The sequence below is a fragment of the Streptosporangium sp. NPDC020145 genome, assembly GCF_040631275.1.
Taxonomy (GTDB): Bacteria; Actinomycetota; Actinomycetes; order Streptosporangiales; family Streptosporangiaceae; genus Streptosporangium.
Window position 1 is genome coordinate 72,193 of record NZ_JBEXZT010000003.1, and the last position, 15,526, is coordinate 87,718.

Here is a 15,526-nt window from a genome sequence, read left to right on the forward strand (position 1 = left end):
ACGGCCCGGCCGCGGCGGGCGCGCCACAGCCGGAGATCGGCGGAGACCGGCGGTCAGGCCGCGACGCCCTGGACCCGCCGGGGCTCCCCAAGCCGCGCGGCCACGACCTGGTCGAGGGCGGGCACGACCGCCGCCCGCGCGTCGACGCGGCCGGTCAGGAACCCGGCGTCGTAGAGCACGTCGGCGGCGTCCTGCTGCTCGGCGACGAACGTCCCGCTCACCGGTTCGAGCCGCCAGGGGAGCCGTCTGAGCGCGGTCGTCCAGGAGTCGACGGAGCCGCCGACGGCCTCGACGACCAGTTTGGCGGCCTCGACGGGATGCTCCGCCGCCCACCTGTCCGCCTCGCGCAGCGCCGAGACGACCGCGGCCAGTTCCTGCGGCGCCGACTCGGCCAGGCTCCTGCGGGTGAACAGGACCGAGCGGTCCGCGACGACCCCGGCGGTGCCGGAGAGCCTGGTGAAGTGCCCCGCGCGTTCGGCCTCGACCAGGTCGGCGCCCTCGGCGACCCAGCCGGCCACCACCCCGTCACGCAGCCAGAGCCTGGCCTCCGAGGCGGCGGGCCTGGGTTCGATGTCCTGGTAGGACAGCCCGGCGTCGGCGAGGACCTTGGCCAGGAAGTGGGTCTGCCAGGAGCCGACACGCAGTGAGACCGGCTGGTCCCGCAGGTCGGTCACGGTCATGACCGGCCCGTTCTTCGCCACCAGCAGGGCGCCGTGGCCGTGGCGCGGCGCGGAGGCGGCCACGTAGGCGACGGGCAGGTGCGCCGCCTGGGCGGCGAGCGGGAGCGTCGAGCCGGTCCCGCCCAGGTCGATGACCCCGTCGGCCAGCAGTTCCCCGGTCCTGCCCGCGTCGGAGTAGCGGTGGATCTCGATGCCTTCGAGCAGGTGGTCGAGGTGGGACAGGAAGAACAGCGAGGGATTGTCGACGTGCACCCCGACACGGATCGCCATCGAATCGCTCCTTGATCTTTTCCCGCAGGGCCCCGAACCGGAGCCGGCGAACGAGGCGAGCCGCCGGCTCCGTCCCGCGGGCGGCGCCCGTGGCCGTGAGGCGCCGTCCCCGTCTTCGGAGAGATCCCGGCGGGAAGGTCAGCGCCCGCCGCGGCACCTTCACCTGCCGGGGTCTCCGTGGGTCCTACCGTAACGACCCGTCGGCATATTTACAACTTTCCCTACCAGTTGAATAGGGATACTAGTCGGGTCTGGGCGCCGGGTTGGCCGTGACCGAGCGCAGCAGCGGCGCGCTCGCCGCCCCCGCCGCGGCGACCCCCGCGAAGCCGAGCCCGACGCAGACGAGCAGCGTGACCAGGCCGGAGACGTTCATCGTGGACAGCGCGAACGGCAGCGCGCAGAACATGCCGACCGCGATCGCCCCGCCTCCCATGACGGCCAGCGGCAGGAGCGTCTCGGTACGGCGGGCCGCGTCGAGCACCTTCATCGGGGTGCCCGCCAGGTGCAGCAGCGCGTAGGTCTGCCTGCGGTCCAGGATCGAGGAGGCCGCGGTGATGCCCGCGCTGGCGACGGCCACCAGGAACGACACGGCGAGCACGGTGACCGTGCCGGTGCGGATGTCGTCCAGGACGCGGAAGCCGGAGCGGTCGTCGTCGGCCGCGGTGGTCGCGCTGCGGCCCGGCACCAGGCCGTCCAGGGCGGTGCGCGCCCGGTCCGCGACGGCGACGTCGGAGGTGCCGAGGGCCGCGACCAGCACCCTGCCCTGCCCTTTACCGCGTCCGCCGCCTGCCTTGACGGTGACCGTGGCCCGCACCCCCGCGGCCGACAGCCGTTCCCTGGCCGTCGCCGAGAGCTCGGCCGCCTTGGCGGGCGGCACGGACAGGCGCAGGTTCTCGGCGTCGGCGTGACCGAGCAGCCCGGCCCCCGGGGTGAGCAGGCCGATGAACCCGGCCACGAACCCGGTCAGCGCGACACCGCTCACGGTCCGCCAGGCGGCTCGGGGGTCGTCGATCATGCGGCGCCCGGCGAGGAGCCCCGCGGGGCGTCTGGCCGAGGCCGCGACGATCCTGCCCAGCAGGCCGACCACCCACGGGCCGACCAGGTTGACCGCCAGGAAGGCCAGGCTCAGGACGACCGTGACCACGCCGACGCTCGCCCCCATCCCGAGGGTGGGCACCACGGCCAGGACGGCCAGCAGCGCCAGGACCCGGACGAAGCGCATCGCGGGTGGCGTCTCCCTCTTGGCGACGCCGAGCGGGCTGACCACGACCCGGCGCAGGCCGACGACGGCGGACAGGCCGACGAGCAGCGGCACCACGGCCAGCACCCCGAGCACGGGGAGCACCCCCGGCCAGGTGTCGGCAACGAACCAGGGGCCTCCGTCGATCGAGATCCTGGTGAGCAGCGGGGTCATCAGGAAGTAGAGCACGGCGCCGAGCACCGCCCCGGCGAACGCCGTGATCATCGCCTCGGCGACGGTCATCGTGACGACCTGCCCGGGAGTGGCCCCGACCAGCCGCAGCGCGGCCAGGCGCTGGTCCCTGCGGGCCACGGTGAGCCTGGCCGCCGCTCCGCCGAAGACCAGCAGCGGCACGACCATCAGCACGCTCGCGATCAGCGCCAGGATCTGGTAGCCGATCGCGTTGTCCGTCCTGGTGCCGGTGAAGCCGGAGATCCTCGTGGGGGCGATGTCGTCGTGCCCGTCGACGGCGGGTCCCGCGGTCATGGCCGGGGAGCCGGGGGCCTGCCCCCGGACGGCGACCAGCTCGTCCGGATGGACCAGGGCCGCGTCGCCGACCCTGCCGCCGCCCTTCCCCGTGAACCGTCCGGCGAGCCGGTCCTCGGGCAGCCGCTTCACCAGCTCGGCCAGCGCCGGGGAGAGCCACACCTCGCCGGGCGCGGGGAAGCGGTCGAGGCCCGGGGGCGCGGGCGCCCCCGGTTCGAGGGCCGCCACGTCGACGACGGTGATCGGCCGGTTCTCCACGTGGTCCAGGTGCACGGCCTGGATCGCGACGGCGTCCCGGGTGGCCTCGACCGGGTTGCGCCACGCCCCCCGGTCCGCCCTGCCCTGGAAGGCGAGGTTGGCGGTCACGGCGAACAGCAGCAGCCCGGTGGACACGGCCACCGCGACCACGGTCAGCGCGGAGCCGAGCAGTCCTCTGCGACCGCCGCCGCGCAGCAACCGCCAGGCGAGTCCGACGACCCCGTTCATCCCCCGACCCCGATCGCCTGGGTGGAGCCGGGGATGACCTGCCCGTCGCGGACCTCGACGACGCGGTCGCACCAGCGGGCCACCTGGAGGTCGTGGGTGACGACGACCAGGGAGGCGCCGTTGTGCTTGGTCGCCTCGACCAGCAGGCTCATCGTGTCGTGTCCGGTGCCCTGGTCGAGGGCGCCGGTCGGCTCGTCGGCGAAGATCACCGCGGGCCCGGTGACCAGCGCGCGGGCGATGGCGACCCGCTGGGCCTGGCCTCCCGACAGCTCACCCGGCCTGCGCCCCTCCATGCCGCCCAGGCCGAGCGGGCCGAACCACTCGCGGGCCCGCCGTACGGCGTCGCCCCTGGACACGCCGCCGAGCATCAGCGGCAGCGCGACGTTCTCCTCCGCGGGCAGTTCGGGCAGGAGCTGCCCGAACTGGAAGACGAACCCGAAGCGGGTACGGCGCAGCTCGCTGCGGCGGCGCTCCCCCAGCGCGTCGATGCGCTCGCCGAGCAGCCTGACCTCGCCCGCGTCCGGCTTCATGATCCCGGCGAGGCAGTGCAGCAGGGTCGACTTCCCCGACCCTGAAGGCCCCATGATGGCCAGCGCCTCCCCTCCGGCCAGGGCGAGGCCGACCCCGCCCAGCGCCACGGTCGGGCCGAACCGCTTGACCAGGCCGATTCCCTCAAGAACAACACTCATGGCCAAGACCCTCTCCCGGCGGGGCCGTACGGCGGATCGGCCGACCGGCCCGACAACCGGACTCCCTTATCAGCCGAAAGACCGACATCGGCGTTGGGCTGGCAGAATCGATCGCGTGACGATTCGGGTACTCATCGCCGACGACCAGGAACTCGTGCGGACCGGCTTCCAGATGATCCTGGACGCCCAGCCGGACATGGAGGTCGTGGCGACCGCCGCGAACGGCGCCGAGGCGGTCGAGCACGCGCGCAGGCTCCGGCCCGACGTGTGCCTGCTGGACATCCGGATGCCGAAGCTGGACGGCCTTGAGGCCACCAGGCTGCTGGCCGGGCCCGGGGCCAGGGACCCGATGCGGGTGGTCATCGTCACCACCTTCGACCTGGACGAGTACGTCTACGGCGCGCTGCGCGCCGGGGCGACCGGGTTCCTGCTCAAGGACAGCGGGCCCACCCTGCTCATCGAGGCGATCAGAGCCGCCGCGGCCGGGGACGCCCTCGTCTCGCCCTCGGTGACCGTACGGCTGCTCGAACACCTGGCGCGTCCCCGCCACGGCGGCGGCAGGCCGCCGAGCGAGCCGCTCACCGAACGCGAGTTCGACGTCGTCCGTCTGGTGGCCAGGGGAAGGACCAACCAGGAGATCGCCGCCGAGCTGTTCGTCTCGCTCTCGACGGTCAAGACGCACCTGGGGAGCATCCAGGCGAAACTCGGCGCGCGCAACCGGGTGGAGGTCGCGGCCTGGGCCTGGGAATCTGGCGTTGTGGGCTGATTAGCCGGGCGGCCGACGGGATACAAGAAGGGCAGGTCCTTCAGCGCGTCCCGGGGGGAGAGACACATGCGCTTCGTCCCGCCGGTGCCCAGGAGATCGGCCCTCGTCGTCCACGTGACCCTCGCCGCCCAGGTGCTCACGGTCGCCGCCCTGGTGGTCTTCGAGCACGTGCGGGGCAGGCGGCTCGCCCGGGAGATATCGGCGCTCGGCGGTGACCCGCACGCCCCCGGCGCGCAGGCCGTCGTCGGCGCGGTGACCGTCTTCGCCGTCCTGGTCATGCTGGTCGCGGTCGCCACGGTCGCGGGCGCGGCGGCCTATCTGACCTGGCTGGTCCAGGCCAGGCAGAACGCCGCCCTCTCCTGGACGCCCGCCCTGCCCGTACTGGCCGCCTGGCTCGTCCCCGGGGTCAACCTGGTCCTGCCTCCGCTGCTGGTCCACCGCCTGTGGCGGGCCTCCCGCCCGCCCGCCGACCGGCGCCCGCGCTGGGTCGCGCTGCTGGCCGCCTGGTGGCTGAGCTGGCTGGCCACGCTCGCCGTCGCCGTGATCCGGCTGCCCTTCGGCGCCCCGCACGGGAACTCCGACCTCACCGGCCTCGGCCTCGCCGACCTGGCGGTCGTCGCGCTCGGCGCGCTGCTGTGCGCGGCGACGGTGCGGCAGGTCACCGCGATCCAGGCGGCGGGCGCGCGGGCCTCGGCGCACGCCCTCACCCTGGCCGCGCAGGCGGGGCCGTTCCACGTGGCGGCCGGCGGACGGCGTCAGTCCCAGGCCCGCATCAGCAGCCAGCCCTCACCCGCGGTGTCGAAGCGCAGTTCGTAGGTGCCCCGCCCGTCTCCGGGGTCGGCCTCGACCCGCCAGAAACGGCGCTCTCCCGGGTCGCCCTCCGAGGTCTTCCACCACTCGCGTGCGACCACCCACCGGTCGAGCACCTGGCGCACGGCGTAGAGCCGGTCGCGCCAGACGAACTGGACCGGCTGGCCGTCACGGGTCCAGACCTCGATCGGATCACCGTAGAGTCTGCTCACGGCACATCTCCCCGCGGTTCGCGTCCGCGCCCGGGGGAAGACGGGCCTGGCCCGTCGAACATACGTTCTCATGACATGAGGCGCAAGTCCCCCATCTGTCTCACCAGTGGGTTGGCGTCAACCGAGTTGCGGATGCTGAAGGTCACGCTGCCCGCGCGGTAGCGGTCGTCGGACCACTCCACGGGACGGCCCTCGTGGGTCGTGGTGACCCGGCGCTGACGCAGCAGCGGGCTGCCACGCCGTACGACCAGGAGGCGGGAGTCCTCGACGCCGGCGGAGACCGCGTCGATGAGGTGCTCCCCGTAGGCGAAGACCAGGCCGACGTCCTCGTAGAGGGCCTGGGTGATCGACTCGCAGTCCGGGGGGATCCGTTCGACGGCCGGGGCGATCCAGCCCGCGTAGACGGTGCGTTCGAGCATCACCGGCTCACCTTCGAGGGAGCGCAACCGCAGCACGGAGAGCACCTGGTCACCCGGCTGGAGCGCCAGCCGTACGGCCTCGGCCGCGTCCGCGCCCCGGCGGCGCTGTTCGAGCACCTGGCCGCTGACCCGGTAGCCCATCGCCTGCGCCCACTGCGCGAAGCTGTTCAGCTCGGCGAAGCTCTGGCTGCGCTCGCGGCCGACCACGATGCGCCTGGCCCCCTGCCGGGAGCCGACCAGGCCCTCGGCCGCGAGCAGGGCGACGGCCTGGCGGACGGTGCCGCGCGAGACGTCGAAGCGGGTGGCGAGCGTCGTCTCCGAGGGGAGCTGGGAGCCCACGGCGTACTCGCCGCACATGATCGCCTCCCTCAGCTCGGCGGCGATCCCCACGTAGCGCGCCGCGGCCCGGCCGCCGGGCTCCGCCCCGTTTCCCGTGTCAACCAAGGCCCCGTCCATTCCTCGTGTCCGCGCTGCGCGCATCGGACGCATCGGGTGCTTCGCCTTCCTCACCCTAGACAAGGGTGAATGACTCATGAAGCCACAGCTCATGCGTTCCCCTGACGTACTTCGAGCGTTCATCGAGGGGCAACCGGGAGCCGACCCGCCAAGGCTAGCTTGTTTGGACAAGTTCGTGAATTTCTGTGCTTAGTGCACGACATCCCCTCTGGGAGAGAACGTGATCTCATCTCGCGTCCGCCTCGCGGGCCTGGCCGCCCTCCTCGCCGCGGGCGTCACGGCGTGCGGCGCGGCCCCGACGACCGCGTCCCCCGCCGCGTCCTCCTCGGACGCGGCCTCCGGCGCCGCGGGACAGGCCCCGGCGGCGGGCGCGGCGGCCACCGCCACCTCGGCGGCCGACCTCGGCGGGCTGGACAAGCTCGTCGAGGCCGCCAAGAAGGAGGGCAGGCTGCACGTCATCGCGCTGCCCCCGGACTGGGCCAACTACGGCAAGATCATCGAGGCGTTCACCGCCAAGTACGGCATCGAGATCGAGAGCGAGACCCCGGACGCCGCGAGCGCCGACGAGATCAACGCGGTGAAGACCCGCAAGGGCCAGGACCGCGCCCCCGACGTGCTCGACCTCGGCCAGTCCTTCGCCATCAGCGGCGCCGCCGAGGGCCTGTTCGCGCCCTACAAGGTGCAGACGTGGGACAAGATCCCGGACAACCAGAAGGAGCCGACCGGCCTGTGGTTCAACGACTACGGCGGCTACGTCTCGATCGGCTGTGACGCCAAGAAGATCGCCAAGTGCCCCGAGTCCTTCGCCGACCTGCTCAAGCCCGAGTACAAGGGCAAGGTCGCGATGAACGGCAACCCCACCAAGTCGGGTTCGGCGTTCGCGGGCGTCTACGCGGCGGCCCTGGCCAACGGCGGTTCCTTCGACGACATCCAGCCGGGCCTGGACTTCTTCAAGAAGCTCAAGGCCGCGGGCAACTTCAACCCCGTCGAGACCACCCCGGCGACCATCGAGAAGGGCGAGACCCAGATCAGCGTCGACTGGGACTACAACAACGCCGCCTACGCCCCCAAGCTCGTCGACAAGGGCCTCGACTGGAAGACCGTCATCCCCTCCGACGGCAAGTACTTCCAGCTCTACGCGCAGGCCATCAACAAGGACGCCCCGCACCCGGCCGCCGCCCGCCTGTGGCAGGAGTTCCTCTACAGCACCGAGGGCCAGAACCTCTACCTCGGCGGCTTCGCCCGCCCGGTGCTGCTGCCCGCGATGCAGGCCGACGGCTCGGTGGACAAGGCGGCCGAGGCCAACCTGCCTCCCGTCGAGGGCGAGCCGACCTTCCCGACCGACGCCCAGGTCGCCAAGGCGAAGGAAGTCCTGGCCACCGGTTGGGGCGCCGCAGTCGGCGGCTGACCCATGGCCGAAACCATGTCCCCTCCCGGTACGGCCGCCGCGGGACGCCGTACCGGGCGCGCCTGGCCCGCCGCCGTGCCCCTGCTGGCCTTCATGGCGTTCGCGTTCGGGATTCCCGCGGTGGCGCTGCTGTCGGGCGCCTTCACCGTCACCGACCCGGCGAGCGGCCGGACCTTCCTCGGCGCCGCCAACCTGGCCGAGAGCCTGCGGGGCAACTACCTCACGACCCTGCTGGGCAGCGTGCGCCTGTCGGCGGTGGTCGCGGCGCTCGGCGCGCTCCTGGGCGCCCTCCTCGCCCAGGCGGTGGTCACCTCCTCCTCGGCGGCGCTGCGCGGGGCGGTGCTGTCCGCCTCGGGCGTGCTGGCCAACTTCGGCGGGGTGCCGCTGGCGTTCCTGTGGGTGGCGACCCTGGGCAACTCCGGGGTGGTCACCACGGTCTTCGGGCTCGGCGAGTCGGGCTGGAGCCTGTACGGCTTCTGGGGCCTGGTCCTGGTCTACATGTACTTCTCCGTGCCGTTGATGGTGCTGGTCATGGCGCCCGCCCTTGAGGGCCTGAGGCCGCAGTGGCGGGAGGCGGCCGACAGCAGCGGGGCCAGTGCCTGGCAGTACTGGCGGCACGTCGGCGTCCCGGTGCTCGCCCCCTCGCTGCTCGGCGGTTTCGTGCTGCTGTTCGGCGGCGCGTTCGCCGCGTACGCGACCGCGGCGGCGATCACCGGCAGCACGGTCCCCCTGGTGACCCTGCAGATCGCCGACGCCCTCACCGGTGACGTGCTCGTCGGGCACGAGAACGTCGCGCTCGCGCTCAGCCTCGACATGGTCGTCGTGGCGGGCCTGGTCATGGCGGTGCACCTGCCGCTGCAGAGAAGGAGCGGCCGATGGCTGCGGTGACCCCCGTCCTTGAGGCCGCCCCCCGGAGCCTCGCCCCCGCCGGGAGGCGGCGGGTCCGCCTGTGGCGCGGCCTGGCACTGGGACTCGCGGCGGTCTACTTCCTGCTCCCGCTGGCCACCTCGTTCTGGTTCACCGCCTACAACGAGCGTCAGGGGTTCTCCCTGGCCCCCTACCCGAGGATCGTGTCCGCCGAGGGCTTCGGGGCCAGCATGCTGCTGTCGCTCGGCCTGGCCGTGGCGACGATCGTGGTCACACTCGGGCTCACCCTGCCCGCGACGCTGGCCGTACGGCTCGGCGCGCCCCGGCTGCGGCCGGTGCTGGAGGTGGTCTGCACGCTCCCGCTGGTGGTGCCGCCGATCACGTTCGTCTCCGGGATCGGCACGGTGCTGCGGTTCGGGCCGGACGCGCTGGCCGCGACGCCGTTCTGGGGGACGCTGATGGCGATCCAGGACGAGCGGTTCCCCGTGGTGCTGGTGCTGGCCTACGTGGTGCTGGCGCTGCCGTTCGCCCACCGGTCGCTGGACGCGGGGCTGCGGGCGATCGACGTGCGCACCCTCGTCGAGGCGGCCCGTGGCCTGGGGGCCTCGTGGCCGTACGTGCTGCTGCGCGTGATCGTCCCCAACCTGCGTTCGGCCATCACCGGCGCCGCGTTCCTCACCCTGGCGCTGGTGTTCGGCGAGTACACCGTCGCCGCACTGCTCGGCTACCGGACCTTCCCCGTCTGGATCGTGACGGTCGCGGGCTCCGAGGGGCAGCTGTCCGTCGCCGTCTCGCTGCTGAGCCTGTTGATCATCTGGTTGCTCTCGCTCGCCCTGTCCGGCGCGGGCGTCGAACGAAGGAGGTCGTCGTGACCGCCGGTGTCGAGTTCCGCGGGCTGCGGCGGGTGTTCGGCCGTACGGTCGCCCTGGACGGCCTCGACCTGACCGTCCGGCCCGGTGAGCTGATGGCGCTGCTCGGGCCGTCCGGCTGCGGCAAGACCACGGCGCTGCGCTGTGTCGCGGGCTTCGAGCACCCCGACGAGGGCGCCGTGATCGTCGACGGCGAGGACGTCACCCGCAGGCCGGCCAACCGCAGGGACACGGGCATGGTCTTCCAGTCCTACAGCCTGTTCCCCAACCTGAACGTCCGCGACAACGTGGCCTTCGGCCTGCGGGTCCGCAAGGTGCCCGCCGCGAAACGGCACGCCAGGGCGGCCGAACTGCTCGAACTGGTCGGGCTTCCCACGCACGGCGAGCGCTACCCGCACGAGCTGTCCGGCGGCCAGCAGCAGCGCGTCGCGCTGGCCAGGGCGCTGGCACCCGAGCCCCGGGTACTCCTGCTGGACGAGCCGCTGTCCGCGCTCGACGCCAAGGTGCGCCTCACCCTGCGGGAGGAGATCCGGCGGCTGCAGCTCGACCTGGGCATCACCACCGTCTTCGTCACCCACGACCAGGAGGAGGCGCTCTCGGTCGCCGACCGGGTCGCGGTGATGCGGGAGGGACGGCTCGAACAGTGCGCCCCGCCCGCCGAGGTCTACGACAGGCCCGCCACGCCGTTCGTGGCCGAGTTCGTCGGCACGATGAACCACCTGCCGGGCCGCCTCTCCGGCAGGGAGGTCACGGTCCTCGGCCTGAGGCTGCCCGTGGAGGGCCCGCTGCCCGCCACACCCGAGGTGGACGTGCTGGCCCGCCCCGAGGCCGTGCTCCTGTCCCCCGACCCGGAGGGGGAGGGACTCGTCGTCGCCTCCTCCTTCCGCGGTTCCTCGGCCAGGCTGCGGGTACGGCTCGGCGACCTGGAGATGCTCAGCGACGTGCCCGGCCACGACACGGCCCGGCTGGCGCCCGGCACCAGGGTCGGCGTCGGTCTCGTACGGCGGCCCGTCCTCGTCGCGGGCCGCGCCGATGCTCCCTGAACCGCCGCCCCCTGAACTGGGCGCCGTCCTGTTCGACATGGACGGCACCGTCGTGGACACCGAGGGGCTGTGGCGGCGGGCGTGCGCGGCGGTGGCCGCCGAACTCGGCCTGCGGCCCGGTGAGGTCGACCCCGAACACGTGCACGGCCGCCCCGCCGAGCACACCGCCGCCCACCTCCAACGGCCCGGCGTTCCCCTCGGGTGGATCAGCGAGCGGCTCACCGGGGAGTTCGCCCGCCTGATCGCCCTCGGGGTGACCCCGCTGCCCGGCGCGCTCGCGCTGCTGGACGGCCTGGCCTCGGCCGGGGTGCCGACCGCCCTGGTCACCGCCTCCTCCCGGCGGATCGTCGAACCGGTGCTCCGTACGGTCGGGGCGGAGCGCTTCCGTCTGGTGGTCGCCGCGGAGGACGCCCCGCGCGGCAAGCCCGCGCCGGACCCCTACCTGCTGGCCGCAGCCGGTCTCGGCCTCGACCCCGCCGTGTGCGTGGCCGTCGAGGACAGCCCCGTCGGCCTGGCCTCCGCCCTGGCCGCGGGGTGCAGGGCGGTCGCCGTCGCGGGGGCGCGCGCCGTGCCGTACGGCGTGCTCTCCGTGAACAGCCTGGAAAAGATCGACGTCACGCTGCTGCGGAGGCTGGTGGCGGGGGAGATCTCGATAGGCTGAGCCGTTCGTGCAATGGCGGATGCGGTGGTTAGGTGTGGCGGTGGACGATCTGGATGCGGGTGATTCCTTCCAAATAGGGCAGTACCGGGTGGTCGGCCGGCTCGGCAGAGGGGGGATGGGCACCGTCTACCTCGGTGAGGCACCCGACGGGCAGCGAGTCGCCATCAAGGTCATCAACCCCGAGTACAGCCGCCACGACCAGTTCAGGATGCGCTTCCGCCGCGAGGCCGACGCCGCCCAGCGGGTACGCAGGTTCTGCACGGCCGCCGTGATCGAGACCGCGCTCGACGGCGACCAGCTCTACGTCGTCACCGAGTACGTCCCCGGCCCCAACCTGGAGGAGGCCGTACAGAACGGCGGGCCGCTGCGCGGCTCCAGCCTCGACTCGCTCGCGGTCGGCGTGGCGACCGCGCTGGCCGCCATCCACTCCGCCGGGGTGGTCCACCGCGACCTCAAGCCCTCCAACGTGCTGCTCTCCCCGGTGGGCCCCCGGGTGATCGACTTCGGCATCGCCCGCGCGCTCGACACGCTCGGCGGAATCACCGGGACCGGAGAGATCCTCGGCACCCCCCGCTACATGGCGCCCGAGGCCCTGCGCGGCGAACCGCTGTCGGCGGCGTGCGACGTCTTCTCCTGGGGCTGCCTGGTCGCCTTCGCCGCCAGCGGCAAGGCCCCCTTCGGCGGGGAGAGCCTGCCGTCGGTGCTCTACCAGGTGCTCAACACCGAACCCTCCCTCGACGGCCTTGAGGGGTCGCTGCGCGAGCTGGTGACCCACGCCATCGCCAAGGACCCCCTGCGCAGACCGACCTCCCAGCAGATCCTCGACCACCTGGTCGGCCGCTCGGCCCCGCACGAGCAGGCCGCGGACTCGGTCCAGGCCGCCTGGCAGCGCGGCCCCGCGGTGCCCGACTTCGTCGAGGCGGGCGGGACGGCCGTGTGGACCGGCCAGGAGCCGCTCGGGACGACGGTCCTGCCGGGCACGCCCCCTCCGCGGCGACGCCGTACCACGAGGACGGTCGTGGTCGGGGCGGTCTCCGCCCTGGCCGTGGTGGTCGCGGGAGCCGGGCTGTTGCTCAGCCTGGCCTCGGGCGGGCCGCCGGAGAACCTCCCCCTGCTCTACCAGGAGGACTTCACCCAGAGCGGCAACGGCTGGAGCGGCGGCGTCTACGACGGCACGTCCGACCGGTACGGCTACTCCCCCGACGGCTTCTACGCCGTGGACGTGGACGGCGGCTACCCGGTGGGACGGCAGAAGGCGCCGATCGGCTTCCTGACCGCCCCGCCCGTGGTCCCCAACCTCCTGGCCAGCCCGACCCCGGTCATTCCCGACCGGTTCCTGCTGGGCGTCGACGCAGGGACCCGCCCAGGAACCGAGGGGCCCGGCGAGTACGGCCTGTTCTGCCGCGGCGAGGAGAGCTACGAGGCGACCCGCTACGAGTTCCTGGTCGACACCCTCGGTACGGCCCGCATCCGCAAGGCCGTCAAGAGCGGCGGCGGCGAGCTGATCAAGGCCGTCCCGGTCGACCTGCCGGACAAGGGCCCGGTGCGCATCCAGGCCGAGTGCGCCGGCGGCCCCGACGGCGTGCGGCTGACCATGTGGGTGGACGGCGAGCAGGTCGGGACCGTCCTCGACGCCAACCCGCTGCCCAGCGGCCAGGTCGGCGTGCTCGCCCGGGTCGGGGAGAAGAGCAGCGCGACACTCAGGGCGTCCTTCGACAACTTCACCATGCGCGGCGTCCCCCGCGAGGACGACTCCCCCACGCCCTCCGGCGGGAACAGCGAGTGACCCCCACGGGGTTGGGGACGATGATCGAACCATCCAACGAGCGAAGGAGCCAGCACGATGCGTGCCATAGTCGTCTCCGCGACCGGCGGTCCCGAGGTCCTCGCCTACACCGACCACCCGGACCCGGAGCCGAATCCCGGTGAGGTGCTCGTCGACGTCGCCGCCAGCGGGGTGAACTTCATCGACGTCTACCACCGGATCGGCCGCTACCCGCTCTCGCTGCCCTTCGTCCCCGGCAACGAGGGCGCGGGCACCGTGGCCGCCGTCGGTGAGGACGTGACCGGTCTGTCCGTCGGTGACACCGTGGCCTGGGCCGGGGTGATGGGCAGCTACGCCGCCCGCGCGGTGGTGCCCGCCTCGCAACTGCTGGCCGTACCCGAGGGGATCGACGCCGAGCAGGCGGCGGCGGTGACCCTGCAGGGACTGACCGCCCACTACCTGACCCACTCCACCTACGAGGTGAAGCCCCGCGACGACGTGCTGGTGCACGCGGCGGCCGGGGGCGTCGGCCTGCTGCTCGTCCAGATCGCGAAGCTGCGCGGCGCCCGGGTGATCGGCACGGTCTCGACCGAGGAGAAGGAGACGCTGGCCCGCCAGGCGGGCGCGGACGAGGTGCTGCGCTACGACGGCTTCGCCGAGGCGGTGCGCGACCTGACCGGTTCCGGCGTGCACGTCGTCTACGACGGCGTCGGCGCGGCCACCTTCGACGACAGCGTCGCCTCGCTGCGCCCGCGCGGCATGATGGCCCTGTACGGCCAGGCCAGCGGCCCGGTCCCGCCCGTCGACCCGCAGGTCCTGGCCAGGGGCGGCTCCCTGTTCCTGACCCGCCCCAGCCTCGGTCCCTACGTCGCCACCCGCGACGAGCTGGCCTGGCGGGCCTCGAACATCTTCGGCTGGGTGGCCTCCGGCGACCTCAGGGTCCACATCTCCGCCCGCTACCCCCTGTCCGAGGCCGCCCAGGCCCACAGGGACCTGGAGGCCCGCCGCACCACCGGCAAGCTCCTCCTGCTCCCGTAGGGGCCCTGCGAGGGTTCAGCCCCGCAGGACCCTCCACATGACGGACGGGCGCATGAGGGCGGACGGGGGGTCGAGCAGGCCGGTCACCCGGGTGAAGGCGACCGCGGCCTCGGCGTCGTGCGAGGCGGCCCGCTGCAGCCTGCGGACGTAGGCGTCCATGAACCTGGCCTGCGGGGTCATGGGCACCCCCGTGTCGCGCGCGGCCAGGTCGGCGCCCGTCGACAGCTGCCAGGCGGGGTCGAGGGCCTTGGCCGCCGCGGTGAAGTAGCGGCGGGCCAGGCCCTCGGTGCCCTCGCGCAGGCACTCGCGCATCGCGGACGCCTCAAGCGCGGCGACCGACATCCCCTGCCCGTAGATCGGGTTGAAGTTGCACAACGCGTCCCCGGCGACCAGCAGCCCCTCCGGGAAGCGCGTCAACCGCTCGTAGTGGCGCCGTACGCTGGCCGGAATCCTGGCCAGCCCGATCTCGCCGAGCGGTTCGGCGGCGCGCACCGCCGCGGCCACCTCGGCGGGGACGACCTCGTCGACCCAGGCGAAGAAGTCGGCGGGGTCCGCGGGCGCGGGCGCGCCCGCGTTGCCGCCGAGCGTCGCCAGCCAGCGGTCCCCCTCGACCTGGCACAGCGCCACCCCCTTCGGCTGGCCCGGGTAGGTGCCGACGAGGACCAGCCTGTCCTTCATCGACCCCTCGGGAAGGCGCAGGTACCACGTCGCGTAGGACACCTCGACCTTGACGACCTCCTCCTCGGGCCGCTCGAACCCCATCGCCTCCAGCCAGGCGAGCGTCCGCCCTCCCCTGCCCATGACGTCCACGACGAGGTCGGCGGGCAGTTCCTCGTCGGCACCGGCCCGTCCGGCGGTGGCGATCCGCACCCCGGCGACCCGTGCCGTCCCGGAGGAGTCGTCCGTCATGAGGCCGGTGACCTGGCTGCGGTCCCGTACCGTCACCGTCGGCAACGCCCGTACCCTGCCCAGCACGTGCCGTTCGAGGAAGGGCCTGGTCGCCGAGATGCCCCGCTCCCCGGTCGGCGTCCGCGCGAACTCGTGGCCCCCCATGATCATCCGTAAGTGCACGATCATCTCGTACGACACCGCCCCGGCCGTGACCATCTCCTCCGTGACGCCGGGGAACAGCTCCTCGATGATCCGTAACCCCCTGGGCAGCAGGGCGTGGGCGTGGAAGCCCTGCGGCACGCCCCTGCGCGGCCCGTCCGGTCCCTCCCCCGACAGGTCGTCCCGCTCGACGAGCGTCACCCGGTCGTAGAAGTCGGCCAGCGCCCGCGCGGTGAGCAGCCCGCCCATCCCCGCCCCCAGCACAACCGCGTGTTTCCCAGCCCTGCGGATCATCATCGCCTCCCGTCGCC

At 73.2% G+C, this 15,526-nt stretch carries 15 protein-coding genes; 9 read left to right on the forward strand and 6 right to left on the reverse strand.

Annotated elements, in window-relative coordinates:
- Window positions 1-53: 53 nt before the first annotated feature.
- From ABZ463_RS05800 to ABZ463_RS05810, 3 genes are all read right to left on the reverse strand, one after another.
- Complete coding sequence (locus ABZ463_RS05800) at window positions 54-950, reverse strand: ABC transporter substrate-binding protein (RefSeq protein WP_352010663.1); 897 nt, start codon at window positions 948-950, stop codon at window positions 54-56.
- A gap of 241 nt (window positions 951-1,191) precedes the next feature.
- A complete protein-coding gene (locus ABZ463_RS05805) occupies window positions 1,192-3,162 on the reverse strand; it encodes an ABC transporter permease (RefSeq protein WP_352010662.1) in 1,971 nt (656 codons plus the stop codon).
- Complete coding sequence (locus ABZ463_RS05810; RefSeq protein WP_352010661.1) at window positions 3,159-3,851, reverse strand: ABC transporter ATP-binding protein; 693 nt, start codon at window positions 3,849-3,851, stop codon at window positions 3,159-3,161. Before ABZ463_RS05810 ends, ABZ463_RS05805 begins: the two co-directional genes overlap by 4 nt.
- Before the next feature lie 115 nt (window positions 3,852-3,966).
- On the opposite strand from ABZ463_RS05810, the gene ABZ463_RS05815 reads away from it, so the two are divergent.
- Both ABZ463_RS05815 and ABZ463_RS05820 read left to right on the forward strand, forming a co-directional pair.
- On the forward strand, window positions 3,967-4,617 hold the full coding sequence (locus tag ABZ463_RS05815) for a response regulator transcription factor (RefSeq protein ID WP_352010660.1): 651 nt from the start codon (window positions 3,967-3,969) through the stop codon (window positions 4,615-4,617).
- A 66-nt stretch (window positions 4,618-4,683) separates the two neighbouring features.
- On the forward strand, window positions 4,684-5,433 hold the full coding sequence (locus ABZ463_RS05820) for a DUF4328 domain-containing protein (RefSeq protein WP_362773416.1): 750 nt from the start codon (window positions 4,684-4,686) through the stop codon (window positions 5,431-5,433).
- On the opposite strand, the gene ABZ463_RS05825 is transcribed toward ABZ463_RS05820, so the two are convergent.
- Both ABZ463_RS05825 and ABZ463_RS05830 read right to left on the reverse strand, forming a co-directional pair.
- On the reverse strand, window positions 5,373-5,639 hold the full coding sequence (locus ABZ463_RS05825) for a DUF6504 family protein (protein WP_352010658.1): 267 nt from the start codon (window positions 5,637-5,639) through the stop codon (window positions 5,373-5,375). The genes ABZ463_RS05820 and ABZ463_RS05825 overlap by 61 nt on opposite strands.
- A 68-nt stretch (window positions 5,640-5,707) precedes the next feature.
- Window positions 5,708-6,502, reverse strand: a complete 795-nt coding sequence (locus ABZ463_RS05830) for a GntR family transcriptional regulator (protein ID WP_352010657.1) — start codon at window positions 6,500-6,502, stop codon at window positions 5,708-5,710.
- A 232-nt stretch (window positions 6,503-6,734) separates the two neighbouring features.
- Here ABZ463_RS05830 and ABZ463_RS05835 point away from each other — a divergent pair, with 232 nt between their 5' ends.
- Genes ABZ463_RS05835 through ABZ463_RS05865 form a run of 7 tightly spaced genes read left to right on the forward strand, consistent with a single transcriptional unit; the run spans window position 6,735 to window position 14,165 of the window.
- The gene (locus ABZ463_RS05835) at window positions 6,735-7,922 is read left to right on the forward strand and encodes an ABC transporter substrate-binding protein (RefSeq protein ID WP_352010656.1); all 1,188 of its coding nucleotides are present in this window, start codon (window positions 6,735-6,737) and stop codon (window positions 7,920-7,922) included.
- Window positions 7,923-7,925: 3 nt separating this feature from the next.
- Window positions 7,926-8,810 carry an ABC transporter permease subunit gene (locus tag ABZ463_RS05840; RefSeq protein ID WP_362773421.1) on the forward strand — a complete coding sequence of 295 codons (885 nt, stop codon included), beginning with the start codon at window positions 7,926-7,928 and terminating at the stop codon, window positions 8,808-8,810.
- Window positions 8,798-9,661, forward strand: coding sequence for an ABC transporter permease subunit (locus tag ABZ463_RS05845; RefSeq protein ID WP_352010654.1), 864 nt, complete (start codon window positions 8,798-8,800; stop codon window positions 9,659-9,661). The genes ABZ463_RS05840 and ABZ463_RS05845 overlap by 13 nt, the downstream gene beginning before the upstream one ends.
- Window positions 9,658-10,701, forward strand: coding sequence for an ABC transporter ATP-binding protein (locus tag ABZ463_RS05850; protein WP_352010653.1), 1,044 nt, complete (start codon window positions 9,658-9,660; stop codon window positions 10,699-10,701). Before ABZ463_RS05845 ends, ABZ463_RS05850 begins: the two co-directional genes overlap by 4 nt.
- Window positions 10,691-11,362 (forward strand): HAD family phosphatase, encoded by a 672-nt coding sequence (locus ABZ463_RS05855; RefSeq protein WP_352010652.1) that lies wholly within the window; start codon window positions 10,691-10,693, stop codon window positions 11,360-11,362. Before ABZ463_RS05850 ends, ABZ463_RS05855 begins: the two co-directional genes overlap by 11 nt.
- 40 nt (window positions 11,363-11,402) lie before the next feature.
- A complete protein-coding gene (locus tag ABZ463_RS05860; protein ID WP_362773426.1) occupies window positions 11,403-13,148 on the forward strand; it encodes a serine/threonine-protein kinase in 1,746 nt (581 codons plus the stop codon).
- 57 nt (window positions 13,149-13,205) lie between these two features.
- A complete protein-coding gene (locus tag ABZ463_RS05865; protein WP_362773429.1) occupies window positions 13,206-14,165 on the forward strand; it encodes a quinone oxidoreductase in 960 nt (319 codons plus the stop codon).
- 15 nt (window positions 14,166-14,180) lie between these two features.
- Here ABZ463_RS05865 and ABZ463_RS05870 read toward each other — a convergent pair whose 3' ends face one another.
- Window positions 14,181-15,509, reverse strand: a complete 1,329-nt coding sequence (locus ABZ463_RS05870) for an FAD-dependent monooxygenase (protein WP_362773432.1) — start codon at window positions 15,507-15,509, stop codon at window positions 14,181-14,183.
- Between the last annotated feature and the right edge of the window lie 17 nt (window positions 15,510-15,526).

Excerpts from the sequence above, each read along its gene's own strand:
- ABZ463_RS05870 (WP_362773432.1), bottom strand. The coding sequence starts at position 15,509 with ATGATCCGCAGGGCTGGGAAACACGCGGTTGTGCTGGGGGCGGGGATG.
- ABZ463_RS05865 (WP_362773429.1), top strand. The coding sequence starts at position 13,206 with ATGCGTGCCATAGTCGTCTCCGCGACCGGCGGTCCCGAGGTCCTCGCC.
- ABZ463_RS05800 (WP_352010663.1), bottom strand. The coding sequence starts at position 950 with ATGGCGATCCGTGTCGGGGTGCACGTCGACAATCCCTCGCTGTTCTTC.
- ABZ463_RS05805 (WP_352010662.1), bottom strand. The coding sequence starts at position 3,162 with ATGAACGGGGTCGTCGGACTCGCCTGGCGGTTGCTGCGCGGCGGCGGT.
- ABZ463_RS05840 (WP_362773421.1), top strand. The coding sequence starts at position 7,926 with ATGGCCGAAACCATGTCCCCTCCCGGTACGGCCGCCGCGGGACGCCGT.
- ABZ463_RS05845 (WP_352010654.1), top strand. The coding sequence starts at position 8,798 with ATGGCTGCGGTGACCCCCGTCCTTGAGGCCGCCCCCCGGAGCCTCGCC.
- ABZ463_RS05820 (WP_362773416.1), top strand. The coding sequence starts at position 4,684 with ATGCGCTTCGTCCCGCCGGTGCCCAGGAGATCGGCCCTCGTCGTCCAC.
- ABZ463_RS05810 (WP_352010661.1), bottom strand. The coding sequence starts at position 3,851 with ATGAGTGTTGTTCTTGAGGGAATCGGCCTGGTCAAGCGGTTCGGCCCG.
- ABZ463_RS05855 (WP_352010652.1), top strand. The coding sequence starts at position 10,691 with ATGCTCCCTGAACCGCCGCCCCCTGAACTGGGCGCCGTCCTGTTCGAC.